Genomic DNA, 25863 nt, shown 5'->3' with positions numbered 1-25863 from the left:
CATGGCAACCCTGATCGGCGGAGGCAAGAGCGCGCTGGATGTACATCTGAACGGAACTATCGGCACGTTCCGCGTAAGTTCGGAGGACGGCAAATCCGCTGGGGTGGAGGTTCGATACCTACTCACTCACGTCACTCTCTCCGAGAAGCAAGGTCAAGCGCAACTGCTGAGCATGTTGGCGCCAGTCAGAGAAGTGTTCGACCTGAAGCAGCTTGGTTTCGACGAGATCATGCAGCGGGACATTGATGACGCTCGAGTTTCGTTGGAGCTGATCCCCTATCTGCTCGACACTTCGACCTCTGGGCTCATTAAGCTCTTCCCCCCCATCGTCGCGGTCGCGTTGCCGTTGAAGCCCAATAGCAGAGTGCCCGATTCCAACTACCGCAAGGTGGAGCGGACGCGCATAGATTCGCCTGAGCACAAGGGCATCAAAGATGACCGCATAACGGCCGGGTTTGTCGGCGAGGAACAATTCGAGTTCTTCCAGCACTATCGCAACGACGCCCCGCTGGCCGAGGGTGCTCGGCTCAGTTTGGCTCGAGACAACTGCACTTTAGCCATCGTCGACGGCCAGCATCGGGCCATGGCTCTTCTTGCGCTGTACCGCAACCTGACCGGCGGGTGGTCCGACGCTCGACGTAGCCCGTACGAGGGCTACTACAAAGTCTGGCCTGAGAAAGAAATCCGCTCCTACAACCTCAGCGAACTGCAGCTCCCGGTACTCATCTGCGCATTTCCGCAGCTGGACGGAACATTGACGCAGGACATAGACGTGGTGAGAGCCGCACGCCGGGTCTTCCTCACCCTAAACAAGACCGCCAAGAAGGTCTCAGATTCGCGCAACAAGCTCCTTAACGATCAGGACATCGTCGCCGAATGCCTACGGGCGACCCTGTCGTACATCAAGGCACTCGATGCCAAAGACAACACTGGTCTACGCATCTGGAACGTCGAATTGGATCAGGAAGGGGATCGTGTCAAGATCGTCAGCGATGCCGCTTTCAGTGGCGTTAGCCATCTCTACCACCTGACCGAGCAGCTGCTGATGAATGGTCAGGCGCGTGGCATCGAAGCGCGTGGGAAAGTCGGTGCACCTCGCAAGCGATTGGATGAGGCCTTCGACCGGTTGGGCCTGAAGGACGAGCTGACCCTGGACCAACGGATGGTCAACACCCGCACCAACTACTCCGATGAAATTGCCGAAGTCTTCAGGCGGAAGTGGACCGATTTGTATGTGCCCATTGTCGACCGCGTGTTGGGCAAGCTACATCCCTACGCAGCGTTTGCACGGGCCACTATCAGCCTAAACCAGGAACTCGTGAGCAAACGAGACGCTGAACTTGAGAAGATGCTCTTCGACGGCCAGGCAACCTCGCGCACATTCGACGATTTCCGCGAAGGACTGAACCGCCGAGTTCAAGACAAGGAGCCCAACTGGACGACTCCGGAAATCAAAGAAACGCTGGCCCGAGTGAATGGCCTCATGGCAAGCAGGAAGGCAACAGTCGAGGCCATGAAGGCGACCAGGGCACTGTTCATGCTGGACGCCATGACGGGCCCCGCCAAGAGGCAGGTGATTGCCGATGGTGTAGTTGCGAAGCCGGTACGAGACGCCATTGATCGGCTGTTCAGCGACGTTTTTTCCACGGTCGCGTTCCAAACAGCCGTGGTATGCACCTACGCTGAAGCTATCCAGATCGCCTTCGGCGGGGTGCAGCATTCGACGCCCGAACTGCTCGACGAGTACATTGAGGCCGTCAACGGCCTGTTGAGGCCGAAGAATATTACTGACCTGAAGGCACTTCTCCACACCTTCGAAGGCGAGCTTGTGGTTGAGCCTGAAGTTCGGCTAACGGCCGGTGGCCCTACCTTCCGACATGTGGTCTTGCCTGGCGAGCTACAACCCGCGGAATGGCCGAAGTACCGGTACCTCTTGCTGGAGCTTTGGAAGCCTAGCGCCCCCGAGCTACGCACTGTAGTCGACGAAGACAAAGCTCGTGCTCGGTCTGCTGTTGCACAGTCGCTATACCGACGTCGGCTGGTGACCTACTGTCAGGACAACCGTATTGACGAGGCGAGCCTCACCACTGAAGTGAAGGTGGAAATCCTGGCAAAAGTGAAGTCGATGTATGAGGATTTCCTCTCGGCAATCTCGGGACGAAAGACCGGGCTCGACAAATCATTGTTTGAACTGTCCGCGCCGGTGGCCGAGGCAACCGCGGACGACTCTGCAGAGGACGAACAAGCGGCGTAGATATTTCATCGAGAACACGCCGGTGGTCGACCAGGCGACGAGGCGGGGGCACTGGGATCAGGGTGCATACCTCGCCTCGTCGATTCCGCTCCGAAGTGCGGTCATACGGACGAAAGTTCCGAATTTCCAACCATACCGCAAGGCAATACACCAGAGACCCAGGTCCATCCGAACCTGCGGCGTCTCCCGACGAATCCTGCTCCCAACGCTCGGAACGCGGCAAGAAGTCGCTAGTGCATTCGTGAACGCTCGATTTCCTCCATGAGCGCAAGGATGGCTCGGTCCTGCTCCGCGAGTTTCGCGATCAAGATGTCACGCGGTCCGTTGATGGCTGCGTCGACTTCCCGAGTTGCGGCATTGACCGCATCCTTGAGCACACGCAGGTCAGGATTCGCCCTCTCTGCCGTCAGCATTTGGCGCGTCATCCAGCGAAGGGTTGCAAGCATCGCCGCATCCGGCCCATGTGCCGTCGCTACGCGGGCGGCTTCCCAGGCTTCTGCAGCCTGAACGACATGCTCATTTACTGAGCGTCGGAATCTTTGTTGGTGGATCGTGGGCTGCTTAGTGATGCGGTCCGTGGCGAACGAAGCAATGAACCCAACGTCGCCATCGAGTTCAAAGCTAACGTAGTTGCGGTCCGAGACCGCGTCGATAGGGCTTAGGCCGTCGTCTGCCAGCACGATGACCATGTTGCACCCTGATTTCTCGGCCTCGGCAAGTTCCCGTCGAACCTCGTGGATAAACAGTCTCCATCGTGCGTCCGGGATGGCTTGTGCACCGGTCTCCCATAGACCCACGGTTCGGGGCGTGACATCTACCAGCTTGGCCACGTATGCGGCGTCCCAGCCAAAAGCGGTGCGCAACCTAAACATCGCCTTCGGCCGCTCAATGGGTTCCATGATTTCCTTCGATGAAGTTAGTTTCCTCTTCGGAAATTATCGTGTATAAATGCACCCATGGACAAGCGGACCTGTTGCCGCGCAAGAGGAAACTCCAGCCGATGGCGGAGATATCATGACCGCCTGGAACTTTAGAGACGTAGACCTCAACGCGGCTGCAACACCTTTTCAAGGAGAGCCGCAAGCGCGGGCGAATGTTGGAGCCCCGGGATGTATGGATTGGCTCTTCTGGCCTGCGTTTTTACAAACTGGAGCGTGCCGACCTGAGCTAGGCCGGCCCCTTGACGGCCAAAGGGGCACGCAGGTAAGGAGTGCATGCCCAGAAAGCACAACGCCACCCAGGGGGTGGCGCAGGCTCTGATACAGCAGGGGCATCACCAATTTGGGCTCCTCGCGGGGCTTGGCTGTACCTAGCCGCAAAGCTAGGTCTGGGAGCGGCTTTCCTGCCGTGTATGTATCAAGTATAGCAATCCATCAAGGTGCAGGTCAAATGCCATATCCAACCTTCCTTGACACCCTTTCTGCCCCGCGCATGGGTGTCTACAAGAGGGTGTTCCGAACCCAGACCCCGGAAGAAACCAGCGGCGCCGTCCTCTGGGCACAGTCTATGACTGTAGCGCTCCAAGCGCTGATCCATACATTTGAGGTGGTCTTACGCAACCGAGTGCACGTCACGATGTCGCGTCAGGACACAGAAACGCCGGGGCCAGCCGTCGATTCCTTTGCCTGGTACGACTACCTCCAAGGGTCTCGACAGCTCCAGGGCGAGACGTTTGCCAAGGTCGAAGCTGTGCTCTGCGACAAGAATAAGATTCGGCTTTCCACCTTGCCCTCGCCGGATAGAGTGATCGCGAGCCTACCGTTTGGCGTATGGCCTAACATCCTCGATGCGCAATTGCCGACGCCGAAGGTGGAGGTTCGAACCTTTCTGGACGTCTTTCCGCACCATCCGACGGCCAAGTTCCATTGGAAACATCGCGCCAACCAGAAGGCGGCCGTAGCCGTCGTGAAGGACGTGCGCGCTTGGCGTAATCGCCTGTCACATTGCAAGCCGGTGTGGACGGAGGGTTGGTTTCGCAGCAGCGTCAACCAGCACTGGACAGAGGTTTTGAACCGGTTGACTAGCCGCCGAGCTGAGGCGCTGGAGGTGCTTGGCTGGATGTGCCCCAAGACCGCCGCTGTTTACAAAGGCGGGTTCGCTGGCAGGCTGTTCGATGCGCTTGCAACAGACGCCGCCGTGTTCGCCCATATCCAACAACCGCTCGCCGCTGGCACCGGCCCTGTGTATGCGGCGGCTAATCCCGCGGCGCTTGCCGCGTACAAAGCGCGACCATGATTTGTGCGTGAGGGACCTGTTCATTGCCCAGTCCTCGATGCGCACCGCAGGCGGTTCCCCCTCGATCTGCTTGGGGTCCAAGCGTCGCGGAGCGCGGGGAGACCAGATGCTTAGGAGCGGCGATGATGACGGCCCGCGGCGTTTCCCTTACCACCGCGGCACGCTCCCACGAACATGTCGATGTCGCGCAGGGCCCTTGACCGCTCCTTCCCTCAGGGACGCGGGCGTACGCTTGCATCAGAAGAGGCGTCCCCGCCTGAAACGACTCCCCTCAAAGGCGCTGCCACGCACTTCTCAATGCGAACTGTCAGGCATGCGCAATCCATGCGCGATTTGAGTCCAAGGGCCCCAGCCGACGGTTGTGCCGCAAGATGCATCGAAGCGGACGCTCAACACCCAATCGCGCCTCCAGGCAAAAGTCATCCGCACGAAGTGCCGCGTTCGGGTCGAGTCCGGCGAGGTGGATGTGGCCAAAGATGCAGAGCATCTCTTCGTCGTGGAAGCGGGCGACAACCGCATCTCGGCACCCAGCACGAAGGTCCTTATCACCGAAGCAAGCAAACTCAGGTTAGCGTACTGATTTCACGGACGGTTCATTGGGCGCGACAACAGGCCAAGGACATCCCTGATAGGGTGGTCGAGCCATCCGACATTACTTGGTTGCGCTTAGGGTAGTGGAGCTGTCCGACGTTAGAGTAGAGTCATGCAGGGTGGTCGGGCTGTCCGACTTTACGGGAGACCTCGCAGGGTAGTCTCATTGTCCGACTTTGCGAGGCCTCTTCGAACCAGCACCCGGAGCCCCCTGAATTGGGGAAGTGCACTACTGTTTGCACGTTCGCGTCGCCACATCCTGATTTCTTGTCTCGCGGCAATCTGCAGCGAAAGGCGACGCCGCAGGTGCTATCGGGCAACCGCCGAAACAGTCTCCCAAGCTGCCGCCGAACTTGTCTGGAAAGGCGGCTCACGTGGCGACTGAAAGGAGTGCGCGAAGTCTCCGCGTCTTAGGCGGTTCGCCGCTGTCGGCATCAGCTGCAGCGAAAAACATCGCCCTCGCGCAGTCGCCGCCGTGCGTTGCAGTCCGACGCTGGGGAGCCCTCGAAATTGAGCGAGGTTGGCGCCACCTCGAAGCGGACAAGCTGGATGTCATCAGTACTCGGGTTCGTCGCTTTCCCGATCCTCTTGGCGCATGTTGGCGTGCAGCCTCGCTGCACTCTCGCACGCGTTCAACACCGCGGGATCGAGCTGCCTCTCCGGAGTGGCCGCAATTCGCCGCCGAAGGAGTCTTTCAAGCCGGCTGGAATGGCAACTAAAAGGAGTGCGCGACGCCACCACGGCGTAATCCATCGCACCTTCCCGGCGCTACGACCAAAGCGGCAATTCCCACCCCTCGCGAAGCAAGCGGCGGCGGGCGGCGCTGTCCGACGGTCGGCGCTTCTCCATTTTGGACAAGGCTGAAGAGTGTGCCGAAGCAGCCCGAGCGGAAACCCATCCTCCCGGATTCATCGCCGGCAAGTTCCGTTGGTGCCTCTCGATGTGCCGTCTCCGGGGCTCCTCGCAAGAATCCGAGCGCGCGGCTTCCCTGCTGCTTGGAAATCGCTCGCAGGGCATACAAAATCGACGGCGCCGAGCGCCCCCTTTCCAATGGCTTGCTACCGCCGGCCCGGATGTCCTCTGTCGGCTCCGTGCAGCATCACCGACGTCTCCATTGCAGCTGCTATCTGCATCCCATTCGAGGCGGCCAGACGCACCCCAAGGGAGTAGCTAGACAGGCCAACGTTCGCGCAGTCCGCGCAACTCGAGGTCCAGCGCCTTCAGCTCTTCGTTGACTGCCGCGAGCTCGGCAATGGTGTACTCGACGACTTGCTGATCTCCAGTAGGCAGGCCGACGATGTTGACGACCACATTCTGGCGCGGCTCGACACCCCATCGGCCATGAACCATCTGATTTCTCTGCGCTCGGACCTTGTGCATTCTCGCGATCCAGGCGTCATAGGCTGCGCGTCGCCTTGATCCCGGCGGATGTTTGGTAGCCACCTCTCGTTCGAGGCGGGCCAGCTTCTCGTTTAGATTCAGGACTGCTATCTTCTTCGTCAGGTCCTCGAGCTCACGGCCGTCATTCACCCAGACCAGGGCCAACCCGAGGTTCACCTCGATTCGGGAAAGGCCGAACAGCATATGCCCGAGCAGTGACGCCGATTCGGCCTCCAGCCGTTCACGAAGCGCCCAAAGCTCTCCGCCGGTCATCCCAGAGATATGCGACGAGGGCTCGGCCGGTTGAATAGAAGCTTCGTTTTCCATGTCAGCGCGCAGACTAAGTGGTTAACTCACCCGAACACGGTCAATCGGGCGAATGCCCCGAGTTTGAACCGACTCAAAGCTACTATTGCAATAAGACGAGGGGCGTGACGCTGCCACAGCTTCAACGGGTTGGACTGCCTGATTTTTAGGCAAACCCTGGCAGTTTCGGATACCACCGCCAACCATTGACGCGCTCGTTGCCGCGGATTTCGCGGCCATTCCTCGGAGAACGCAGAACTTCCGAATATCTACAACCCGAATCGGTCGCAAATTCTTCAGGGGAATGTCGAACGGTCGACGCAGTATCCAGAACTGCCGGGGATTGCTCAAAGAATACGCACAACACGACCGCGCGGGGCGCCACCGCTACACGGCAAGCTGGATCGACTGCCGCGGCTCAGCAGCAACGAGCGATTGCGCTCAGTCACATCCGGCATAGCGCGAGCGCGGGCGCGAGACCCTCTGGACGCTTTCGACTCCGTGAGGGGCTGGTCAGGGGTCGAGCAATTGACGAAGCATGAGTGAAGTCAAACAGCCACGAGTGATGGTTCTCGATGCCGACGGTGGCCGTGTTTGCTGCTTGATGCGAACTCGAATCCCGCTGCAAGACCTTCCCACAACCCACAACGCCCTGTTTTGAGGCATTAATTTCAACCTGATAATACGAGTTATCAGGTTGAATCACGTTGCCCCTCGCTCGAGGCTCGTGAAGCCAACCAACAGCGAGACCCACGGCAACTTCACCGGTCAATGCCGCCGAGCTTGCCTAAATTAGCCTTCATACGCAGGCCATCGCGTTCTCCCTGCAGCCACGATTCCGCGCAGTGCACGGCACCGGATAAAAGGTGAGTATTCACCAGGGGCCTATGGCCTCAACGTCTCCACCGTCGTCTGCGGAGTCCTCTTCGCGGTCGTGAGCTCCCGTTCAGCGGCGCAGGTCCTCAACGGAGACCTTGGGCTGACCAGGCCGAGTAAGAATGCCCGCAAGATCAGCCAGCTTCCTACGTTTGACGCGCATGACAACCGTGCCATCGCTGAGCTGGGAGAAGCTCAGCTTTGCGCCGGTCGTCAGCCCCAGGCTTTTGCGCAGCGCCTTGGGCAACGTGATCCGGCCTCTCGAGGTCAGTGTCGTTTCCATGGCCATGATTCTCCTCAGGTTCAACGAAAGCGCGCAACGCCATCCCTAGCTGCTGCAATTGCCGAAAGAGCGTGGCAACGATGCGAGCAATCGAAATCGCAGCCCTCAAAAAAGCGACGGCTCTTCAGGCGGGGCCTTCGTGGCACCAGTCACCCTCGCCTTGGGCTCCTTCGGCGGCGGTGTCTCCGCCGTCGTCGCAAGCCGGTCGGGCGGAAACTGCATCATGAGACTTCATAGCATCCGACATCGCCACGCTCAACTTGGACATTGGGCAAGCTTAGGACAGATGTAGTGACGAAGCTCGTGCCAATTGCGCATCCCCTCGCCAATGCCGCCCGGCCCTCGCCCGTTGCGATGGCGTCGGACATCAATGCGTTGACGGCTTGACGAAGAAGGGGGGACCCGTGCTTCCGCTCCACCCATGGTTCCTCACCTTGTGGCCCTTCCAGACCATCGTCCACGGCGTTGCCAGCTGAAGTTCAGCCATTCTCCGGATAGCTAATGCTATTCGACGGATAGCTGCATAAAGGATAAAGCGAAGATAGCTTTAGCACAGCTATCCCATGGACGCACTTCCTGCCTAACCCCTGCTTGCTCACCAGCGATCTACTGCCAGCCCCCCAAAGCCGCAGACCTCGAGGTGGTTACGACTTTAATCTGGGCTATGGGTTCATCGAAGCGCTCACCGCGGAGGCGCGCAAAAATCGCGACGGCGATTTCGTATGTCGAGGGAGGACGATATGCTGTGCTCGGCGGGAACCGAGGCGGCCTCGCCGCTTTAACCCGAGCGAGAGCGAACTCCTGACATGTACGACGTCTATCACAGCGACAAGAACGACACGTGGCGCTACGCGCTCGGTAAAGCTGGTCGCCGCACCTTGATTGCCTTCGGGCACATGCCGCCGCTGGCCGCCGGTGAACACGCAGACCCTGACCTGGCAGCAGTACAGGAAGCTGCGCAGGCCAGTGGCTACGACGGGTTCATCCTGGTCAACCTTTATCCGGTGCGCGCGGCAGAGGTAAACGAGTTGCCCGAGCAGGTAGACCGGGTCGCCTTTGAGAACAACCTCGACAACATCGAGGCTCTGGTAGCCGGAAACCTGGAAGGTACCCTGTGGGCCGCTTGGGGGACCTCGATTTCCGAACGGGCGTACCTGGCGCAGGCTCGTGATACGTTGCTGCAGCGACTGCAGCCCTACGGCGTGCCATGGGTCAGCCGAGGCGAGCTCGTCGACGGCCACCCGCTACCGCCGCGTACTCATCGAGAAGCCAAGCTGGCAACTTTCGTCGCACCGGTGTAGGCGCTCGCAATGCAAAGTTCGACGCGCGCGAACGTCGACCCTTCGGAACTGCACCTCGGCCAACACGACCTGGACGAGAGGTACCAAGTACTGGGCCGCTTTTACGCGTACCCAGGCGAAGCCCTGGGCAAGTCGTACCTTTGCCGGGACATCCTGGAGATTCATCGAACGGCCGTTGGCGACCAGCCCTGCAATGCGGTGTTCGTGATGATGAACCCCGGCGACTCCAAGCCGCTGCTTGGCACGGAATCAGCGCCCAAGCATGAGGCTCGGCTGGTGGCCACGAGACCGGACAGGACCCAGTTTCAGCTGATGCGCCTGATGGGTATGCTTGGCTGGCAACGGGTTCGAGTGCTGAACCTTTCAGACCTGCGAAACCCGAGAAGCTCGAGCTTCTACGAGCAACTGAAAGGCTTCAAAGCACATGAGGGCCACAACGGGCACTCAATCTTTTCGACGACGAGGAAGGCTGAGCTGGCCGGCGCGCTGGCTCGGAAGCCAGGCGCGCCAATCGTCGCCGCTTGGGGTGTCGGTCGCCCTTTGAAGGACCTGGCAACCAACGCAGTTGATGCGTTGAACGGAAAGGCAGTTGGACTTAACCATCCGCGGGGCGCTTGGGCATACCGCCATCCACTGCCCCAAAGGAATGGGCCCCAGATTCAATGGCGGCTGGATGCCTTGGAGCTGCTTCGCCCCTTCAGTTAGCAAATACGTCCGGCAGCGCGACCTGCTGTGCTGTGTGCTGCGCGACGCCGGACGAAATTGCATCCTCCAGAAAGTGGATTGACGCTCCAGCAGCACCCAGCGATCCTGTCGCGCGCCGCGCCTATGTGGCGACGGGTCGGGGAGCATCATGCGCAAACGTCCTTCGTTAAGCCTTGCGCGGCTTGCTGCGCTCGCGGGTGTCGCATTCGGGTCCCACATGGAGCCCGTGAATGCGTTCTGCCCTTACCAGTGCAGCGGCAACTACTCGAACTACTGCATGTCGATGTGCGGAGCGGACCGCCGCAGTCCTGCGCAGATAGAGGCGGATCGGCAGGCCGAGGCGGAGCGACAGAAAAGATCGAAGGAAGTGCTGGCCGAATTCACCGCGCGTCGGAACAAGCTGCACAGCACGGACCCCTCCAGTTCGCAGTTCAAGGCCGTCTTCGAGGCGTACAGAGCGGCCCGACGCAAGCGTGACGGGGACCTCCTCGGCGCCTATGTCGCTGCAACCGAGGAGAACATGCTGGGCGTGTTGTTGACGGGCGGCACCGTGTTGCAGGTGCTGGATGAGCCCTACATGCTGCCGCCGATGTCGCGCAAGGCCTTTCATGAATACGCAGCCGCCCAAATGCAACGGGTGCTCAACGGCGCAAGCATTCTCTCCGTCATGGGCCCCGATGGCTCGGTCATCTCGAGCGAGGAAGGCAACGCCATTGGCAGCTACGGACGATATGTCTTCCTCGCCGACAAGCAGGAGTTGGACGTCTGGAAAAACGCCCACGGCATCGCGACGGACCCATACCCGCCCGAGCCCGTCTCACCGCAAGACGAGGAGCGAAAGCAACGGCAGCGCGCGGAAATCCAGGCTGCATCGGATCACGCGGAGGCAGCCAAGAGGTATGGCCAATGCCAACTGGATCACGGGCTTCGCCTCGGCACGCGGCCGACGATGGAGGAACTGCGCGCGGCGCGGCAGGCCTGCGCCGACCTCCGGCCCCCGCGCAGATAGTGGCCGCAGCAAGCCGCAGCTTGTCGTGCAGTCGCTTTCGTGCGCAAGCGCGACAACGGTGAAGTAATTTACTCTCGAGGCGAGCGCGTCGAGGACTGCGTTGTAGTTCACAGTACCCTCAGACAATGCTGACAGCGCCTTCCCCTCCTCCTAATGCGCCCCTCGCAAGTGCGCTTGCACCCGACCCGTTCAAGGGCTACCTCGACTACTCGTTCGACCCCGTCTTCAAAGACCTGAGGCTTGGATGGTTCCCATGGGTAGGGAGCGGCTTCAGCGCGAGCGCCTGCCGGACGATCATCCTGGGCGAGAGCATCTACCTCTACAAGACCGCAGCTGGCCTCGAAAAGGACCGCGCACGCATTGAGGCCCCGGACAGCCTACGCAAGCGCCACCTCACGCACGGCATTGAGGCAAAGTTCAAGTCGCGCTACGTTCGCAACTTCGAACGCGCGGTTTTCCAGAAGGTCAAGCCGAACCGCGGGGAGCGAGAAAAGCTCTGGACCGAGGTGATCTATCACAACCTTGCGCCCAAGCTCCTCGGGGAGCTTTCGCATCGACCAACCTACGAGCACTACCAAGACGGCTGGCGAGCGTTCCTGAAGTTAGTGCCCGCCGTCGGCGCGACGCACTGCATCGCCTATGGGCACGAGAAAGTCAAAGTTCGAGCGCTGCTCAGCGTGCTCAAAGACCATCCCGAGGTCGAGCTGCTCGAGAAGCTGAGCCTGCCTGTGGTGGGAAGGAAGGCCGTCCCCGTCGCGGTCTCCCTGCGCATCGCCAGCCAGCAGCTGGACATCCTGTTCATCGGACACCCCAGCCGAGCCTTCTCCTGGAAGAAATGGGGCGCTGTCATGCGCGAGCAAGGGATGTTGTTAGGCCCGCCGGCGGCCGCTGCTGTGCCGGGCGCTTGATGCGCCAGCTACTCGACGTACTTCCAGTTCTCGGCGTGGAGCGCGAAGAGCCTGGCGACCATGTTTGAAACCCGCGGGTCCTTCGCGGGGATGCCCTTGCTCTCAGCCAGGTACCGGCCCAGCGCCACGTGCATGTCGCCGTTCGCGTCGCTGGCGTAGCGACTGAGGACCACCGTTCCGAATCGCAGGTTGGTCTGCAGGTGGAACAGCTTCGCCACATCTCCATCCCCGATTCGCTTGGCCCACTCGGCAGGGACAGCCATGTATCCGCGCGAGTTAGTGTCGCTCATGAAGAACCGCCTGAAGTTCGAGGTCTGTTCGATGAGCGCCAAGGCAATCGTAGGGTCGAGGCCCTGCCGCTTGCTCTCAAACCAAACCGTCTGGACAAACTCCCGCCGAGTCGGCGCGTCAGGCATGACGTTGCGCAAGCGGTCCGCCATGGCTGCTGACCACCGAAGGTAGGCGGAGCGGGAGGCTGAGTCCGGGAATTCGACAGCGGGCGCGGGGCCTGCGACCACGTCGGTGGTCATGCCGGCTCGCACGCAGCCCCGTGCTATGAGCATGTCTGCGCGCGCCGCGTCGCCGTCAGGAACGTTCGAGTATTCGTTCCCGCACTTAAAGATCGACATTTGCTGCGAGGAAGCCATCCCGGCCCAGCACGCCAGCAAGACAAGAGCAACTCCTCGCTTCATCGCATATCCCTCGTTAGGTGCCCGACTGTACGGCAGCCGCCCGGCCACCGACCGAGCACCCCCGCAGGCTCAAGCCGCTTTCTTGTTTTCCCACCATCGTCGACGACGGCTGGAGCGACCGTCGTCAGAGCGCCGTATTGTTGCCCTGACGGCGAGCCCGCATTTCCAAGTTAACTTTGTCGAACATACCTCGGAGGTCGAACAGTTTTTCTTGCGGCGCCTCGGCCGCGACAGGTCCAGGCTGGGCCGCGGGATCGGCCTCTTCGGCTGCCGGCGCCGCGGCTTCCTCCGTCTGCTGCGTGGCTGCCTGTGCTCGCCTGCGCTGCATCAACTGGACCGCGGTGAGGTGGGAGTTTGGAACATCTGGCGCCGGGTCTGCCTGGGCGGCCCGGGCCTCCTGCTCTTCGGCAGCAAGCGCGGCCTCTTGCGCTTCCGTCAAGGCCTCTTGCACGTCCGCAGCTTTGGGCACTTCAATGCGTTCGCGCTTGGCAATCACTGCCTGGCAGTCTGCTTCGAACTGCGCATAGACGAACGCCGCTCGGGTCGTGCTCTTGTACATCTCGCGCAGGAAATCTGGCGTCAACTTCTTGCGAACGGCCCCGGAAAACTCGTCCGCCTCCGCCTGCGAAAGCAGATAGTCGGTTGCCAGCGGCTCAAGCAGGTCCGGAAGCATCTCGAGCATTTCCTTGGCATCGTCGACGATGAGCCCGTCCATCAGGAGCTTCGAGGCCTTGGTCGCCGCCGTGCCTCCGGCCAGCGAGCCCATGATTGCCCCCACAAAGCCACCCGCGACGGTGCCTACAACCGGCAAGGCCGATCCGACTGCGGCTCCCGCTGCAGCGCCCGCCATCCAGCCGCCGGCGCCCCCGGCCACACCAGCCCCGTTAACCAGGAGGTTCTTGCTGAACTGGGCCCAGGAGACGTTTCGCTTGAACGCCGCGCGATACAGGTCCGGCGCGGAGATGACGGCTGTCGTCACGACGCTGGTAGCGACGTTGGTTCGCAGCAGCTTGGCTACGTGGTTCTGCGCCGCTGCACCGTAGATGGCCTTGCCGGTGGAGTAGGCCGCCAGGTTGTTGATTGCAGCCCTACCAAGGCCCGTGCCGGCCGCCACTTTCACGCCAGCGCGTGCGACAGGCACCCACGCTGCAGCAGCATGCGTTCGAAGCAGTTGGGACGTGGCCACGCCGGTGATGAACGATGCGGCGCCCGAGAGGAAGCCCATGGTCACCGATTCCTTGACGGCCTCCTTGTAGGGCTTCCCGTCCCAACGAGCCTTGGCGAAGTTGATCGCAAACGAGATTGCAAAGGCGTAGCTCGTCGTGACAGCCTGCTGCTTGGCATCGAATGCCAGGCTGTCAATGTTGCCGGCACGAGCGATGTTGCGGGCTTGCTTGTAAGTGACATCGCCCTTTTTGACGATGCTCTCTGCGAGCGCCGGGTCGTCCACGCCGGGCACCTTGCCGGCCGCGATCTTCTCGCGCATCAGCTGGAGGCTGTCCTCATACTGGTCAGCCGGCACCTCGAGCAGTTGCTTGCCGTAACGGTAGAGGCCGTCGTCACCGAAGGCGCTGTTGACCGTCCGCCCAGCGTTCTCGAAGTACTTGGTCTGAATCGGGACGCCGTTGCTGACTCGGTCCGCCCCATTCAGCGTGTTGTCCGTGCCGCTTTGCTCCACCTTCATGCCGCGCGCGCGGTCCGCCATGGTGTTGGCTTCCTCCGCGGCGAAACCAGTTCCGCCCTTGGTGTGGAACTTGTTGATCTGGGTGTTTTCGAGGTCGACCGCTACACGCGAGCCGCTGACATAGTCATACGGATTCTTCTTCTCTTCGGACATAGGCACCATCGGTTAAATAAAAGGTGGCCTCCATTCGAAAATGACAAGCCAAGCGCGCGCTCGTACCTTCTGAAAGTACGAGTTACATTAAATTGTAACTATTTGTTAAATATCGATTTACACAGGTGTCCTGTGAGTCCTCTTTCCTGGTTGCCTGACTCGGACTGGTGGAAGGCTCCCGGGCCTCAGCCCACCGGTAGTCCGCCACGCACAAACGGTTCTCTCGCAGGCCTCAGTCATCCCTGCTGGAAGCAAACTTTGCGTATAAGTGCGCGGCGACCACAGTCACTGCGCCCGCGAGAAACGCGACGATGTGAGTCTTGAGGTATTCGGTCGGACTGGGAATGAGCACTGCTGTCTCCTTGAACAAATTGGCTGGGGCATCAGGGTCGTTATCCGGCGGAGTGTCTGAGGGCGCCGCTGGCACGACGGTCTAGGCATTCATCTCTGCCTTGCGGCGCATGTACGCCACTTGGACAACGCAGGGAACGGTGACGCGGTAAGCGGGGCTTGCCATGTCGGCCAACGCCCACGCACCGGTGACGGCCCACCCGATGGGGCCGGCCAGCGCGGCAATCGGCCGAGCTAGGAGCGCTGTGGTGCCCATGAACATGCTCCGGCCCAGAAGCGCCTGAGCTGACGCAGCCGCGACAGATCGCGCCATGAAATACCCCCCAGTGCGGCTGAAGGCGAACGCCGACAGCAATGCGGCAGCCTGGGTCGCGCCGAACGCAGCGGCGGCCCCCGCAGTCGCCGCCGCCGCTCCGCGCTTTGCGACGTCGAGCGCATCAACGACTCCGAGTTCGCCCAACAGGTTGGCACGGTCCCCCTCTGCCATCTTCTCGAAGGACGCGACAAGAAGCGCCTTCAGGATGCCCTCTTCCACTTGCGGCGTGCCGGCGTACTTGTCGAACTTGACCTTGAGGTGCTCAGCCACGTCCCGCACGATTTCGTCATAGGTCACGGTCGCCGGGGCGTTCGAGCCCAGGCCACCCAGGAAGTCGCGAACACTGCGCATGACGTTGGCCACGCTGTTGCCACCGAACTTGCGAAGCTCGTCCTCGATGGTGTGGCGCTCAACGACGGTGTAGTTCGGCCGTGCCTTGGCGCCGACTAGAGATGTGCAGGTCGACTTATCGAGGGAGACCCGGCCTTGCCCCGAGTCGGTGATGTAGTCGACCAAGACATCCAGGTCCTCTTTGTCGCCAGCGGCCAGGATTTCTTTGAGAGTTGCGGTGGTGTAGTTCATGGTTAGTTCCGTGCAGTAGTAGTTCCAACGATGCCGCACAAGGTCAGCAGCACCGAGAGATGTTCCTTGGATACGCCGTCGACAGAGCGAAAAGGGATGGCGGCAGCCACTGTCGCAGTTGAGGCTCTAACCGCGCGCCGGAACGCTCGAATCTCGGTCGAGACCCGGCCGTCCTGGTCGTTCTCGACGGTGTTGAGGACCTCGCCGAGCTTGAGGGCAGCTTGGGCCACGTCGTGTGGGCTGTTCAAACGCATACTCGGCAGTTCTTCGACCATGGACACAAAATCAGAGGCGCGCAAAGCCTTGAGAAACGTCATCGTTCCCGTTGCAAGGCTGGCCCAATCCTTGGGTCGCATCAGAAGAAACGCGGGCGGAACGCCCAAGGTGTCGGCTAACCTGCATAGGACGTCCAGCGTTGGGTTTGCCGGCGGGTCACCCGAGCCGCCGGCCATGAACTTCGACAATGTCGAGCGACTGACCTGGGCCTCTTCAGCGAGGTCCGACGTGGTCTTCGGTTGAAGCTCACCTTCTTCCGGTAACCCCGCCACTCGCATTGCGCCGCGCAATCCCTCCGTAAAGCTGCGCGACACGCTCTCAAAAAGCCGGGCATCGCCGGCCGCTTCTTCGCTCACTTCGACTCCTCCGTTTCGAATGGAGCGCAGTCTATGCAGCCCCACCAACCCGCGCCAAGCGCGGTTGTTCATTCAAAGCAGCACGCGTTGATTGCGCATATTTCGGGACTCTGCTAACCGCACGCGCGCAGCGCGATTGCCAGCTTCTTATCGGCTGAAGCCTGTCCTTTTTAAAGGTCAGGACGTGGCATATCCCACATCACAATCGATGGTTCCTTGCGCATACTCGCCGCACCAAAAACAGGGAGCCCATCCGTGCTGAAGTTCACAGAAGCCGCAGATGCAATAGACTAAGTTGCCAAGTGACCAAGGCGCGATTCTCTAGGGAGGCAGCGGCATTCGCGAGTGAGGGAAGTTCTGTCGGCTGCCTGCTGCAGACCTCGACACCGAGGGCTACGATGTCGGAATGCCTTTCCGCAATAGACACCTTGCCCAACAGCTTCGTGCGGCCTTACGCCGGTCGCGGTGGGACGCGGGAGTCATCGCATTCCGAGCGTGCGTGTCGCGGCAGTCGATGGCGCGGCTTCTCATGGGCGACACTGACATTCCAATGCGGGTGTATGAATTGGTCGCCGAACAGCTTGAATTGAGCGTAACGCTCGAGCCGTTTCTGCCGACCATCGGGCCGGCGCCTGGGCCGGTTGCAAGTCTTGTCGACGTGGTGCGCGAGCGCCTACACGCGGGGCACTTTCCCGCGCAACATTCAACAGGTTGAATAGCCAGCCCATTGCTTCAACGAGCTCGAATCTATAGTCCAGGCAACCGCAGCGAGCTTTTCGTTGATGTACGCCCAAGCCTCCGGGCTGAGATTCCCCTCGGACACGTACGATGACAGCGCGGAATTCGTCCTGTAGATGTGTTCGTATTGGCGCAGTACGCCGCTCTCCAGCCATGCCTTTGATGCGCGGATCATGATGAGGGCTGCCCCACGCCCTGCGGCAGCCTCGGCGAGACCGAGCAGGACGCTGCGGCTGGGCAGTCTCAGGTTTTCATCGTACTTTGCGCTTGCCCACGGATTGATCTGCAAGGCGGCAACGTTTTGGGAGATGAACTGCTCGCCATATCGCTGACACAACGAGCGGAGGCGAGGCCGCCACCACCCACTCATTCCCACAGGAGCGTTCTGATGGAGCCCTGCAAGCGGCCAACCGTCAATCCGAAAGTGGTGGTCGTCAAGCGTGGAAGTGGCGTCGTGCCCTGGGTTTGCCAAGAGCAGGACAACCGGTGCCGTGTCAATGTTCCCCTCGTGCGGGCACGGCCCCATTTCGGGATGCAGGCGGTACTTCTCGCTGGCTCTCGCGTTGTACCGTTCAATGGCAGTCAGGTCGCCGTCGTACATGTCTTCCATTCCTCGTCACCTGGTATCCGGACCTCAAGCGCATGGTAGCTATTCGGTCGGAGCTCACCCTGGCCGGCATCGCCATGGCAAGTCGCTAACCGTACTTCGCGCCTATTGGCTTGGGCTACACGGGAGGCGCCGCGAGCGCCCCAAAAGACCCCGCGCGCCTTGGCGTATATCGAAAATGTGCGATTAGGCAAGTCTGGTTTTGCACCATAGGATCACCCAATGAAATCCTTGGAGCCCCAACAAACCACGACTCTATCGAGCCAACTTGTTCTCGCGCTCGACCTTGAGGGCACACTCATTTCGACCGCCGTGAGCCAGTTCCCGAGGCCCGGCTTGTTTGAATTCCTCGAGCGTTGCCACGAGATGTTCAGCCGCGTCGTCGTGTTCACTGCCGTGAATGAGCCAACGTTTCGCAAGATCGCCCAACGCTTGGCGACCGAGGGGACTGTGCCCTCTTGGTTTCCTGAACTCTCGTACGTGCGCTGGAATGGCGACACGAAAGACCTGACGCTCATCCCAGGCGCCCACATCGACAACGTGTTCCTGGTCGACGATCTTTCCGCCTACGTGCATCCGGGCCAACAGGCGAATTGGATCGAGATTGCGCCGTTTGTTCCTCCCTACGACGACTCCGATGTCGAACTCGCAAAAGTACTGGCTGAGCTAGAGAAGCGTATTGGAGGACCACGCTCGTGACCGCCTGCGGCATCTCTCGCGACGACGCAACGGCGATCCGTGTTCAGGTCGTGTCCGACTTGCACCTCGAACTCCTCGCCTCACGGGTTCCGGCCGCTTGGCACGGCATACCGCTGGTTCGGGAAGCGGACCTTCTGGTCCTGGCCGGCGACATCGGTCGCCCCGAGGACGTCATCCGTTTGTTTGGTGAGTGGCCTACGCCGGTCCTTTTCGTTCTCGGAAACCACGAGTTCTACAACGTGGAAATGATTGCGACGCGAAAGCGTGTCCGCGATATGTCGCAAGGGACCTCAATAGTCTTGCTGGACAACGATCAAGTCGGCTTGGCGGAGTTTTCCCGGTTCGAGCGTTGGGCCGAGCCACGGCTGCAGAAACTGGCGGGCCTGCGAATCCTCGGCGGCACGCTCTGGACGAATTACGACTATCCGTCAGGAGCGCAGGATTGGCGCACCTTGCTTATGGGGGAAGCAGGTCGTCGACTCAACGACCACCGACTCATCGGCTATGGCGACGGACTGTTCCGACCGGAGCATGCGCTCGCACAGCACAGAGCGACAGTGAGTTGGCTAGGCGAAGTGCTCGAAGCTCCGTTCGATGGAAAGACGCTGGTCATCACCCACCACGCGCCAAGCGCTGGTTCGATACATCCCAGACATCGCACGCACCTGCTGTCGGCGGCATTTGCATCGGACTTGCCTGAGGAACTCATCGGCCGAGTTGACCTGTGGCTGCACGGTCATGTCCATGACTCCTGCGACTACAGGACACACGGGTGCCGAATAGTCGCCAATCCAAGAGGCCACCTTCGCGCGGTGGGCGCCACCGACGATCCGCGGGCACTCGCTTTCGAGAACGGGAGCTTTGACGCCGGCTTGCTCGTCACTGTCTGATCGCCATGGCGCCTGTCCATACGTCCGTGAATCCTATGAACGCATCGGGACCTGTCCCCAGCACCGTCATCAAGGCACCCCGTGGCCGCGGCGAGTTGCTCCTGTATCTCGACTTTGACGGCGTGCTCCACCACGAGGAGGTGTATTGGACGCCTCGGCGCGGCGCATACATCAAGCCGGAAGGACACGCCCTCTTCGAGCACGCTCGATTGCTCGAACAAGTACTGGCACCGTATCCGACACCCAGGATCGTTCTCTCGACGAGTTGGGTACGCGCGTACTCGTGCGCCAAGTCAGCAAAACGGTTGCCGCCCAGCCTGCGGTCTCGCGTGATTGGCGCGACGTTTCACAGCGAAATGAACGAGGACGCGTTTGCCACCAAGGCTCGAGGCATTCAGGTCTTCGAAGATGTGTGCAGGCGTCGCCCACGCGCTTGGCTGGCGCTTGACGACGATGATTTCAATTGCCCCTCATGGTGTCGCGAGAATCTGGTTCATACGCATCATGAACTCGGCATCAGCGAGCCATCTGTGCTGGCCGAGCTCAGGGAAAAACTCCAGCTAGCGCACGCGGCCTTCGATTCGCCGACGGAGCGCGCGCGGTCTCCCTCTTGTTATCACGGTCCGCTGTCGCCCTCTGCGCCTTGAAGGCATGTTATTTCTGGACACCGAGTTCTTCGAGTCGCGCCGCGAGACGCGGCTGTTGAGCATCGGCCTGGTCGCACCGAACGATGAGTTCTACGCTGAGCTCGACCGTCCAAGTCTCGCCAGACTAGCAGGCATACGCAGGAATCGCTTCCTGCAAGCCACGGTGTTGCCTCAGTTTGGACGCGTGGCGCACGCAGAAGCAAGGCTGCACGACATGGCACACATGACAGCGTCCTGGTTGCGCGCCCAAGAGCCCGAAGCGCTCCCAATCGCCTACGACTACAGCATCGACTACGAGTTGCTGGAAGAGCTTTTGCAGCTTGTCGATCCGGGCTTGGTGCCGCAACTAGAGCCCGTCCACGTTGGCTATCTTCTCGAAGACCCGGACGGCATCGCAGCCGCCGAGGCGGCATGGATTGCCACCGAAGCCCGATACGGACTGGGCAGGCATCACGCCTTGGCAGACGCCCTCGCGCTCATGGCTCGATTCGAAGCCGTCCACGGCAGCTCAAGGACGAGATGATGCCTGCGATGATCGAACTCGAGACAAGAGACATCTGGCGTGCCACCGGCTCACGGAGGCGCGCATGACGGAAAGGCGGTGGGGTCAATCGACCGGTAGCAGCCAGTCCGCTCCCGCACGCAGTTACGTTGCCTTCTGGACGGCGGACCGCACAACGTGGAACGAAATGGTCGCAGCAGGACTCCCGCCAGATTTTCTGAATATGCTCGCCCAAGACATAGACATCGGGGCCGGGCAACTAGCTGCTTGGCTGGAGCTCTACCCAGAAGGAGATGCGTTCATCGCGACCGCGGGCGTTCTGGCCGTCGCTCGCTTGGTAGGCCAGGTCGAGACTATCGTCAGCCAGTCGGGGAACCCGGATCGCTTCGACGCTGCGCGCTGGATTGGGACTTGGCTCGCGGCGCCGCATCCAGCGCTCGGTGGGCGCACACCTGCGGAGTACCTTTCGAGTGAGGATGGCAGAGCGCTGCTGGAATGCCTCCTCGGCCGAATGCAAAGCGGTGCCTACTCATGACCTTGGCCTCGTCAAATACTGGCGGGTGTGCTCCGACCTCAATACGAACAGTCGGCGGCTCAACAGATACGGCAGCCAACCACTGTGTCAGCTACGCCGCCTCGGTCGTTGCGCGCCACATACTATGAGGGGTTGTCGTGTCCCGATCAATCATTTCCTCCAGGGGCCGGACAGAAGCTTCGAGGTGCCTTCCGAAGGCTTGATGACGATAAGAACCCTTGAATCGTCACTCGATGTCGAATCTCTCGAACGCTTGAGCGCTCGGCGCCAATGTGGGCTTTCAAGTCGCTGGAGCTTGTACCGCAATTGCATTGCGCTGACCGCATGAAGACAGCAACCCGAGCGCAGGCAGCAGAGTGACGCGGACCTCGACACGGAGCGGTTCGAGTGCGCCGCAATCCGGGATGCAGACGCGGCGAGGTAACGAGGGTAACGAGGTAACGACCAGGGCCGCCACCCGCACACACCTCAATATTCACGCGTCGGCGGCTTCCCTTGATGGCTGCAGTTCCTCAGGAAGCTCGAACGACGTAACCTTGCAGCTTGGTAGGCCGGGCCCGAGGCGCTGCGTGCTCTCCTTGCCCCCCGGTAGCCGTCGCAGTACAAGTGCCCACCCACCTGCAGCCCACCTAGTTCCAGCAAACAACCTCTTCAGTTCGGAGTGATTCGGAGAGTTCGCCACGAGCAGGAACCAGCGTCCGTCCGACTGGCATACGCGAAGGCCGAACTGCGCAAGACGGGCCTCGAAGGCGCGCTTGCCAACATGATTGTGGGTAACACAGCGAATCGCTTCAGCAATAGCGAGCTTCGTTCCACCAGCAATCGCCTGGTCAAATGGCACGACCCGGGTGAGCAGAGCAGTAAGGCACTCCTGTTCGTCCTGGACCACCTGCTTCTTCGACCGCGCTGCAATGCCAGCGCGCCGAACCAAGGATTCCGCGTCAAGCTGCGTTGCCGGTCGGTCACTGGTGAACGCCCAGTAGCTGGCGAGGAGATACCCCACGGTGTCGGCCATCCGTGCGTCACCACCTTGGGCTTGGATTGCGAGACGAATCACTTCTAGGCTCGCGGCGAAGACCGCCCAGCGGCTGACAAACAGGCGTGCCAGCCGCGCCCCGACGCCCGCAGCTTCGGACGGTTGCAGCATCACCCCTGCATCGCCAGTATCGTGAGGCCTCTTGCGCGCTTCGAGGATGACCCAGCGGGTCAGATCGGCGGGCTCCATCCGGCCTGGCGAGATGGCTGCCGCCACAAATGGTGAACTCAAGCGGTACGTCCGGACATCACCTCCGGGGGCCGCTCGCACGACGCCGACATCCGACTCCTGCAGGGAATAGGCGGCGCGCGCGGCCTCAAAGGCATCTTGGCATCGCCGACTCTGGCCATCTGCCTCGAATTCATCGATTGCGATGGCTCGGGTGGGTCGGTCATGGACCAGTTGGTGGAGCCCCATCCAGGAAGGACTACCTGTCAGCGCCTCGATGTTCGGCCCGAGAAGATGGGTGAGCTGCTGCAGCAAGGTCGACTTGCCACACCCTGCCGGCCCCGTAATCAACAGATGCGGTCGCCGCCGCATCGCCCCGGCTGCCACGGCGACCCCGAGCCAGCCCAGCACGAGTTCAGGGGCCATGCCTACCATCCAGTCGTAGGACCGAAAAGCCTGCAGGACGCGCTCCACATCCTCAGGAGAGGCCAGCTCACTCGAGGGGCCGAAGCCCATGGGCTTGCCCATCGGATAGACGTGCCGACCATGGATGCCGTGGACCATCTCGCTGCCGTCGCCACGCCAGAGCACATCGCTGTTGATGACAAGTGAGCCGTCAGCTTCGAGCCAGATGCCGGTCCTGCGCTCAGTGCCAGCGACATAGTGCCCTGCGACCTGGCACGCCTCGAGGATGTGGTCAACGACGAGGCGGCCAGCCTGCCGCTTGGGAAGGCGCAAGCCCGCCTCGGCGCGCGCGCGCTGGAGGTAGGCAAGTTGCGCGTCGTACCAGCCTGCTCCGAGTTTCAGCTTGAGGCCGATTTCGCTCAGGTCGGCGGCCCGAAGTTTCACAACCGCCTTGTGCAGGCAAGAGAAAACGACGACCTTGTCGCCATCCGTTCCGAGCGGGAGGTATCCGGTGGCGGGTTCGCTCGGAATCGCCCCCTCCTCAAAGGCATCTTCGAGCGCATCGGCGTCCACGAGGTCGAGTTGAATGGTCATATGCGTTGGTCCTTGGTCACTTTTCATTGCGCCGCACCGGCGCCCATGGCTCGTATAGCGTTGGATCGCGCGCATCAGATGCAGGCCGCACGACGTGCGCCTGCATCTGATGCGCATTGGCAGCTCAGTGCGGCTGCCAGGACTCCTGCGCTGCGAAAAGGCGCTGCTGCCAGCGTCGGACCGCGATTTCAGACCAGTAAACCCTGCGACCCACGCGGACAGGTGGCGGAAATGTGCCCTCCTGCACCATGTTCTCGAGGGTTCGAAGAGAGAGGCTCAGCCGGTTGCAGACGCTGACCTTGTCCAGCAGTTCGGCGGCGAGAGCCGTGGAGGATGGAATGACTTTGCTCATTCCTTGTATAGCGCGTCAGACCACGCATGAAGGCCTATCGCACTTTCCTCAAAACACCCTGCAAACAAGGGCGATCTTTGGAAAAGGACGAGAGCGCCCCGAGTCCTTCCAACCTCAGGGCGCTCCTTTCGCGGAGGCTAGTCGCTGGGGGGCGGCGGCGTCCGCTTGCGCCGCGGATACCAATCCTTCAGCGGCGGATACTCAATCTCCCCGCCTGGACCCAAGGTCGTCCCGAGTGGCCAGGGACCGCCGTCGGCCTTGAAGTAGCCCCATTCATCAGGGGAGACCTGCACAAATCCCCACCGCCGCAGGAGGTCAAAGTACTCGCCTGTCTCGGTGGTGACGATGCGCAGAACGACAGCACTGCCTCCCAGCAGACAGCAAATCTGCAGCAGCCGCTTGAAACGCCCCTGACTTTGCAGATGCAAGGGAATCCGAATCAGGCCCAGGCAGACGGCCCCTCGCACACGACGCCCGCCGCCCTCCCAATGGTGAAGGAACTGCGCGTACACGAACATGCCTTCACCTTCGATGCGCTGGACAGAGTAGTCGCCGATGAACCTCGCCCTCATCAACCAGCTCGCCACCCTCAGCTCGAAGGTTGGCAATTGCTTGTGAAGCATCATGCAGCCTTCCTGAACTCCACACGAATGACATTCGCGCTCGCCGCCAAGGGAGACGGTACGTCAGGCCCCACGCCCTTTCCCAGACCCACCTCGCCCAACGGCGGAGCCGGGGGCCATGGAAGGCCAGCCTTCCTGGCCTCCTGCGCCTGGCGCCGCAAGCTCTGCTCCCTGGCCACGCGCTCGCGAATTGCCTGCTTCGCCTCGGCGGCCATTGCCTGTGCCTGGATGGAAACCTCCGCCATCAGGTCAGCGTTCAGCCCAGCCGGCGTCTCATTCGCCTCGAGCCCGTCACCATGCATGTAGGCCGCGGCGTGCCTCGCATTGACGTGGATGTAGCGGTCCAGCATCGCCGACGTCTTGTGCCCAGTTACCGCCTTGATGAAGAAGGCATTGCCCTGAAACTCGATGGCGTAGCGCGTCGCCGCGGTATGGCGCAGGTCGTGCAAATGGAGGTTGCTGACGCCCGCTGCCGTGCAGGCAGTCTTCCACGCCTTCTTGAGGGTCTCGTAGGTCGTCGGAAACACGGGCTCCTCAAGTCCACTTGTGAGTTCCATGGCCTGGACTGCGTGCAGGATATCGACGGCTCCAGGGCTCAGCGGCACCTCGCGCTTGCCTGTTTTGCTATCAGGCAGGACCAGCACCCGCGCCTGCCAATCGATGTCTTGCCAGCGCAGGCGGGTCAGCGGCTCGGAGCTGCGCATCGCAGTCTCAATCATGAGGCAGACAAGAGGGAACACGCACCGGTTCTTGGACCGCGCCAGTACGGGAGCGATTCGCACCCATTCCTCCTCGCTCAGGATGCGCTTCCTCGTATTGTCCTCGGACGCGATTTTCAGCCCACTTGCGGGATTCTGATGAGGCTGTGTCCATTTCCAGATTTTCCGTGAGTGGTTGAACATCTGCCTCAGCACGGCCACTTCAAGGCGGACGGTCGACATGCCGAAGCCTTCTTTCTCAAGGGCGTCCACAAATCGTTGGAGCCGATGCGCACTGACGTCCGCTACCATGATTCGCGCCAGCAGGCTGCGCAGCGTGTCGCTGCCGAGGCCTTCTGCTTCAAGACGAGCCCTGTGCTCACGAAGGCTCGCCGGAATCACGCGCTCTTGCTCGACATCCTCCAGCCCGACCTTGAAATGCACGGCTTGCTCCGTGCGCTTCTGCCCCCGCATTGATGCCTTTACCGACCCGGGCTCGCCCTGGAGCTTCTCGACTTTTAGCAAGGGCAGCTGCACAGCGCGCAGATAGCGGTTGATGCGACGCGCCTCCTGCTCAGCCCCCTTGTGCTTTGGCAACTCGGCCAGCGCGTAGTCGCAGAGCGCCTGCGCCACCGACGTCCGCGCGGCTCCGAAACCTACCTGCTTGTCGGCTTGTTTCAGCTCCACCTTTCGGCTGTCGCGTGCCTCTTCCGCAGCCTTCTTGCTGCGAAAGCCGCTTTGGTAGATGTCCTGGCCATGGACACGCAGGCGAAACGCCCAGCCGGCGCCTTCCTTGTATGCCTTAGCCATGCTGCACCTCCTCGAGCGCAGCTCGAGCCTGGATGGGTGCCGCAGGTCGTGCTTGCCGGCACGGACAGACACTTGGGCTGTGGTTCCGGCCGCCACGGCCGGCTTGGTAGCCTGGCGCAGACAACCAGGGGGCGCGAGCGCGCCCGGTCCGCGACGAGTGGCGGTAGTGGTGGCGGCGGCGGTGAACCGTCGTATCAGAAAGACGCAAGACTGAACTCCTTTGAAAAAGTCTCTGGTCTTTGCGTGTAGTGCTGCGCGGGCAGCATGACGGGGGTGTTCATCCACTTTTTTTGCATGCCGG

24 protein-coding genes are annotated in these 25863 nt (G+C 61.2%); 12 read left to right on the top strand and 12 right to left on the bottom strand.

Going from position 1 to position 25863, the window contains the following annotated elements; translation table 11 throughout:
• Position 1 precedes the first annotated feature (1 nt).
• Entirely contained in the window at positions 2 to 2254 is a 2253-nt protein-coding gene (locus tag FHW64_RS33245; RefSeq protein ID WP_184533593.1) for a DNA sulfur modification protein DndB, read from the top strand.
• 230 nt (positions 2255 to 2484) lie between these two features.
• Here the strand turns inward: FHW64_RS33245 and FHW64_RS33240 are convergent, their stop codons facing one another.
• Entirely contained in the window at positions 2485 to 3153 is a 669-nt protein-coding gene (locus tag FHW64_RS33240; RefSeq protein WP_184533591.1) for a hypothetical protein, read from the bottom strand.
• 490 nt (positions 3154 to 3643) lie between these two features.
• Between FHW64_RS33240 and FHW64_RS33235 the strand changes: the two genes are divergently transcribed.
• On the top strand, positions 3644 to 4489 hold the full coding sequence (locus FHW64_RS33235) for a hypothetical protein (protein WP_184533589.1): 846 nt from the start codon (positions 3644 to 3646) through the stop codon (positions 4487 to 4489).
• A gap of 1761 nt (positions 4490 to 6250) precedes the next feature.
• Here the strand turns inward: FHW64_RS33235 and FHW64_RS33230 are convergent.
• Both FHW64_RS33230 and FHW64_RS33225 read right to left on the bottom strand, forming a co-directional pair.
• Positions 6251 to 6787: a hypothetical protein gene (locus FHW64_RS33230; protein ID WP_184533587.1), complete on the bottom strand. Its 537-nt coding sequence runs from the start codon at positions 6785 to 6787 to the stop codon at positions 6251 to 6253.
• Positions 6788 to 7712: 925 nt separating this feature from the next.
• Positions 7713 to 7925, bottom strand: a complete 213-nt coding sequence (locus FHW64_RS33225; protein WP_221210612.1) for an AbrB/MazE/SpoVT family DNA-binding domain-containing protein — start codon at positions 7923 to 7925, stop codon at positions 7713 to 7715.
• 806 nt (positions 7926 to 8731) lie between these two features.
• Here FHW64_RS33225 and FHW64_RS33220 point away from each other — a divergent pair.
• The 4 genes from FHW64_RS33220 to FHW64_RS33205 all read left to right on the top strand — a co-directional run bounded on the left by FHW64_RS33220 (position 8732) and on the right by FHW64_RS33205 (position 11848).
• The gene (locus tag FHW64_RS33220; protein ID WP_184533583.1) at positions 8732 to 9226 is read left to right on the top strand and encodes a DUF1643 domain-containing protein; all 495 of its coding nucleotides are present in this window, start codon (positions 8732 to 8734) and stop codon (positions 9224 to 9226) included.
• Between the two features lie 9 nt (positions 9227 to 9235).
• Positions 9236 to 9931, top strand: a complete 696-nt coding sequence (locus FHW64_RS33215; protein ID WP_184533581.1) for a hypothetical protein — start codon at positions 9236 to 9238, stop codon at positions 9929 to 9931.
• 367 nt (positions 9932 to 10298) lie between these two features.
• Positions 10299 to 10940 (top strand): hypothetical protein, encoded by a 642-nt coding sequence (locus FHW64_RS33210; protein ID WP_184533579.1) that lies wholly within the window; start codon positions 10299 to 10301, stop codon positions 10938 to 10940.
• A 125-nt stretch (positions 10941 to 11065) separates the two neighbouring features.
• Positions 11066 to 11848, top strand: coding sequence for a hypothetical protein (locus FHW64_RS33205; RefSeq protein ID WP_184533577.1), 783 nt, complete (start codon positions 11066 to 11068; stop codon positions 11846 to 11848).
• Positions 11849 to 11856: 8 nt separating this feature from the next.
• Here FHW64_RS33205 and FHW64_RS33200 read toward each other — a convergent pair whose 3' ends face one another.
• The 4 genes from FHW64_RS33200 to FHW64_RS33185 all read right to left on the bottom strand — a co-directional run bounded on the left by FHW64_RS33200 (position 11857) and on the right by FHW64_RS33185 (position 16258).
• Positions 11857 to 12378 carry a lytic transglycosylase domain-containing protein gene (locus tag FHW64_RS33200; protein ID WP_184533574.1) on the bottom strand — a complete coding sequence of 174 codons (522 nt, stop codon included), beginning with the start codon at positions 12376 to 12378 and terminating at the stop codon, positions 11857 to 11859.
• Positions 12379 to 12664: 286 nt separating this feature from the next.
• Entirely contained in the window at positions 12665 to 14377 is a 1713-nt protein-coding gene (locus FHW64_RS33195) for a hypothetical protein (RefSeq protein ID WP_184533572.1), read from the bottom strand.
• Between the two features lie 433 nt (positions 14378 to 14810).
• Positions 14811 to 15626, bottom strand: coding sequence for a ubiquinol-cytochrome C chaperone family protein (locus tag FHW64_RS33190; RefSeq protein WP_184533569.1), 816 nt, complete (start codon positions 15624 to 15626; stop codon positions 14811 to 14813).
• A 2-nt stretch (positions 15627 to 15628) separates the two neighbouring features.
• Positions 15629 to 16258, bottom strand: a complete 630-nt coding sequence (locus tag FHW64_RS33185; RefSeq protein ID WP_221210615.1) for a helix-turn-helix domain-containing protein — start codon at positions 16256 to 16258, stop codon at positions 15629 to 15631.
• A gap of 529 nt (positions 16259 to 16787) precedes the next feature.
• Here FHW64_RS33185 and FHW64_RS34255 point away from each other — a divergent pair.
• Entirely contained in the window at positions 16788 to 16973 is a 186-nt protein-coding gene (locus FHW64_RS34255) for a hypothetical protein (RefSeq protein WP_184536002.1), read from the top strand.
• Here the strand turns inward: FHW64_RS34255 and FHW64_RS33180 are convergent.
• Entirely contained in the window at positions 16962 to 17606 is a 645-nt protein-coding gene (locus FHW64_RS33180; protein ID WP_184533567.1) for a hypothetical protein, read from the bottom strand. The genes FHW64_RS34255 and FHW64_RS33180 overlap by 12 nt on opposite strands.
• Positions 17607 to 17825: 219 nt before the next feature.
• Here FHW64_RS33180 and FHW64_RS33175 point away from each other — a divergent pair, with 219 nt between their 5' ends.
• The 5 genes from FHW64_RS33175 (at position 17826) to FHW64_RS34960 (ending at position 20876) form a co-directional block, all read left to right on the top strand.
• Positions 17826 to 18302 (top strand): HAD family hydrolase, encoded by a 477-nt coding sequence (locus FHW64_RS33175; RefSeq protein WP_184533565.1) that lies wholly within the window; start codon positions 17826 to 17828, stop codon positions 18300 to 18302.
• The gene (locus tag FHW64_RS33170; RefSeq protein WP_184533562.1) at positions 18299 to 19192 is read left to right on the top strand and encodes a metallophosphoesterase; all 894 of its coding nucleotides are present in this window, start codon (positions 18299 to 18301) and stop codon (positions 19190 to 19192) included. The genes FHW64_RS33175 and FHW64_RS33170 overlap by 4 nt, the downstream gene beginning before the upstream one ends.
• 35 nt (positions 19193 to 19227) lie before the next feature.
• Complete coding sequence (locus tag FHW64_RS33165) at positions 19228 to 19839, top strand: HAD domain-containing protein (protein WP_184533560.1); 612 nt, start codon at positions 19228 to 19230, stop codon at positions 19837 to 19839.
• Between the two features lie 55 nt (positions 19840 to 19894).
• Positions 19895 to 20362: a hypothetical protein gene (locus FHW64_RS33160; protein ID WP_184533558.1), complete on the top strand. Its 468-nt coding sequence runs from the start codon at positions 19895 to 19897 to the stop codon at positions 20360 to 20362.
• 64 nt (positions 20363 to 20426) lie between these two features.
• Positions 20427 to 20876, top strand: coding sequence for an antitoxin Xre/MbcA/ParS toxin-binding domain-containing protein (locus FHW64_RS34960; RefSeq protein ID WP_409350671.1), 450 nt, complete (start codon positions 20427 to 20429; stop codon positions 20874 to 20876).
• A gap of 475 nt (positions 20877 to 21351) precedes the next feature.
• Here the strand turns inward: FHW64_RS34960 and FHW64_RS33150 are convergent, their stop codons facing one another.
• The 4 genes from FHW64_RS33150 to FHW64_RS33135 form a co-directional block, all read right to left on the bottom strand.
• Positions 21352 to 23079, bottom strand: a complete 1728-nt coding sequence (locus FHW64_RS33150) for a hypothetical protein (RefSeq protein ID WP_184533554.1) — start codon at positions 23077 to 23079, stop codon at positions 21352 to 21354.
• Positions 23080 to 23203: 124 nt separating this feature from the next.
• Entirely contained in the window at positions 23204 to 23431 is a 228-nt protein-coding gene (locus FHW64_RS33145) for an AlpA family transcriptional regulator (protein ID WP_184533552.1), read from the bottom strand.
• Between the two features lie 137 nt (positions 23432 to 23568).
• Positions 23569 to 24057 (bottom strand): hypothetical protein, encoded by a 489-nt coding sequence (locus FHW64_RS33140; protein WP_184533550.1) that lies wholly within the window; start codon positions 24055 to 24057, stop codon positions 23569 to 23571.
• On the bottom strand, positions 24054 to 25562 hold the full coding sequence (locus tag FHW64_RS33135; protein ID WP_184533548.1) for a site-specific integrase: 1509 nt from the start codon (positions 25560 to 25562) through the stop codon (positions 24054 to 24056). The genes FHW64_RS33140 and FHW64_RS33135 overlap by 4 nt, the downstream gene beginning before the upstream one ends.
• Positions 25563 to 25863 lie beyond the last annotated feature (301 nt).

It is taken from the genome of Variovorax sp. Sphag1AA, from assembly GCF_014192575.1.
Classification (GTDB): Bacteria; Pseudomonadota; Gammaproteobacteria; order Burkholderiales; family Burkholderiaceae_C; genus Variovorax.
Note: the sequence above shows the minus strand (reverse complement) of the source record. Positions and strands in the feature narration are given on the sequence as shown.

Excerpts from the sequence above, each read along its gene's own strand:
- FHW64_RS33245 (WP_184533593.1), top strand. The coding sequence starts at position 2 with ATGGCAACCCTGATCGGCGGAGGCAAGAGCGCGCTGGATGTACATCTG.
- FHW64_RS33240 (WP_184533591.1), bottom strand. The coding sequence starts at position 3,153 with ATGGAACCCATTGAGCGGCCGAAGGCGATGTTTAGGTTGCGCACCGCT.
- FHW64_RS33235 (WP_184533589.1), top strand. The coding sequence starts at position 3,644 with ATGCCATATCCAACCTTCCTTGACACCCTTTCTGCCCCGCGCATGGGT.
- FHW64_RS33230 (WP_184533587.1), bottom strand. The coding sequence starts at position 6,787 with ATGGAAAACGAAGCTTCTATTCAACCGGCCGAGCCCTCGTCGCATATC.
- FHW64_RS33225 (WP_221210612.1), bottom strand. The coding sequence starts at position 7,925 with ATGGAAACGACACTGACCTCGAGAGGCCGGATCACGTTGCCCAAGGCG.
- FHW64_RS33220 (WP_184533583.1), top strand. The coding sequence starts at position 8,732 with ATGTACGACGTCTATCACAGCGACAAGAACGACACGTGGCGCTACGCG.
- FHW64_RS33215 (WP_184533581.1), top strand. The coding sequence starts at position 9,236 with ATGCAAAGTTCGACGCGCGCGAACGTCGACCCTTCGGAACTGCACCTC.
- FHW64_RS33205 (WP_184533577.1), top strand. The coding sequence starts at position 11,066 with ATGCTGACAGCGCCTTCCCCTCCTCCTAATGCGCCCCTCGCAAGTGCG.
- FHW64_RS33200 (WP_184533574.1), bottom strand. The coding sequence starts at position 12,378 with ATGACCACCGACGTGGTCGCAGGCCCCGCGCCCGCTGTCGAATTCCCG.
- FHW64_RS33195 (WP_184533572.1), bottom strand. The coding sequence starts at position 14,377 with ATGTCCGAAGAGAAGAAGAATCCGTATGACTATGTCAGCGGCTCGCGT.
- FHW64_RS33190 (WP_184533569.1), bottom strand. The coding sequence starts at position 15,626 with ATGAACTACACCACCGCAACTCTCAAAGAAATCCTGGCCGCTGGCGAC.
- FHW64_RS34255 (WP_184536002.1), top strand. The coding sequence starts at position 16,788 with ATGGGCGACACTGACATTCCAATGCGGGTGTATGAATTGGTCGCCGAA.
- FHW64_RS33180 (WP_184533567.1), bottom strand. The coding sequence starts at position 17,606 with ATGGAAGACATGTACGACGGCGACCTGACTGCCATTGAACGGTACAAC.
- FHW64_RS33175 (WP_184533565.1), top strand. The coding sequence starts at position 17,826 with ATGAAATCCTTGGAGCCCCAACAAACCACGACTCTATCGAGCCAACTT.
- FHW64_RS33165 (WP_184533560.1), top strand. The coding sequence starts at position 19,228 with ATGAACGCATCGGGACCTGTCCCCAGCACCGTCATCAAGGCACCCCGT.
- FHW64_RS34960 (WP_409350671.1), top strand. The coding sequence starts at position 20,427 with ATGACGGAAAGGCGGTGGGGTCAATCGACCGGTAGCAGCCAGTCCGCT.
- FHW64_RS33150 (WP_184533554.1), bottom strand. The coding sequence starts at position 23,079 with ATGACCATTCAACTCGACCTCGTGGACGCCGATGCGCTCGAAGATGCC.
- FHW64_RS33145 (WP_184533552.1), bottom strand. The coding sequence starts at position 23,431 with ATGAGCAAAGTCATTCCATCCTCCACGGCTCTCGCCGCCGAACTGCTG.
- FHW64_RS33140 (WP_184533550.1), bottom strand. The coding sequence starts at position 24,057 with ATGATGCTTCACAAGCAATTGCCAACCTTCGAGCTGAGGGTGGCGAGC.
- FHW64_RS33135 (WP_184533548.1), bottom strand. The coding sequence starts at position 25,562 with ATGGCTAAGGCATACAAGGAAGGCGCCGGCTGGGCGTTTCGCCTGCGT.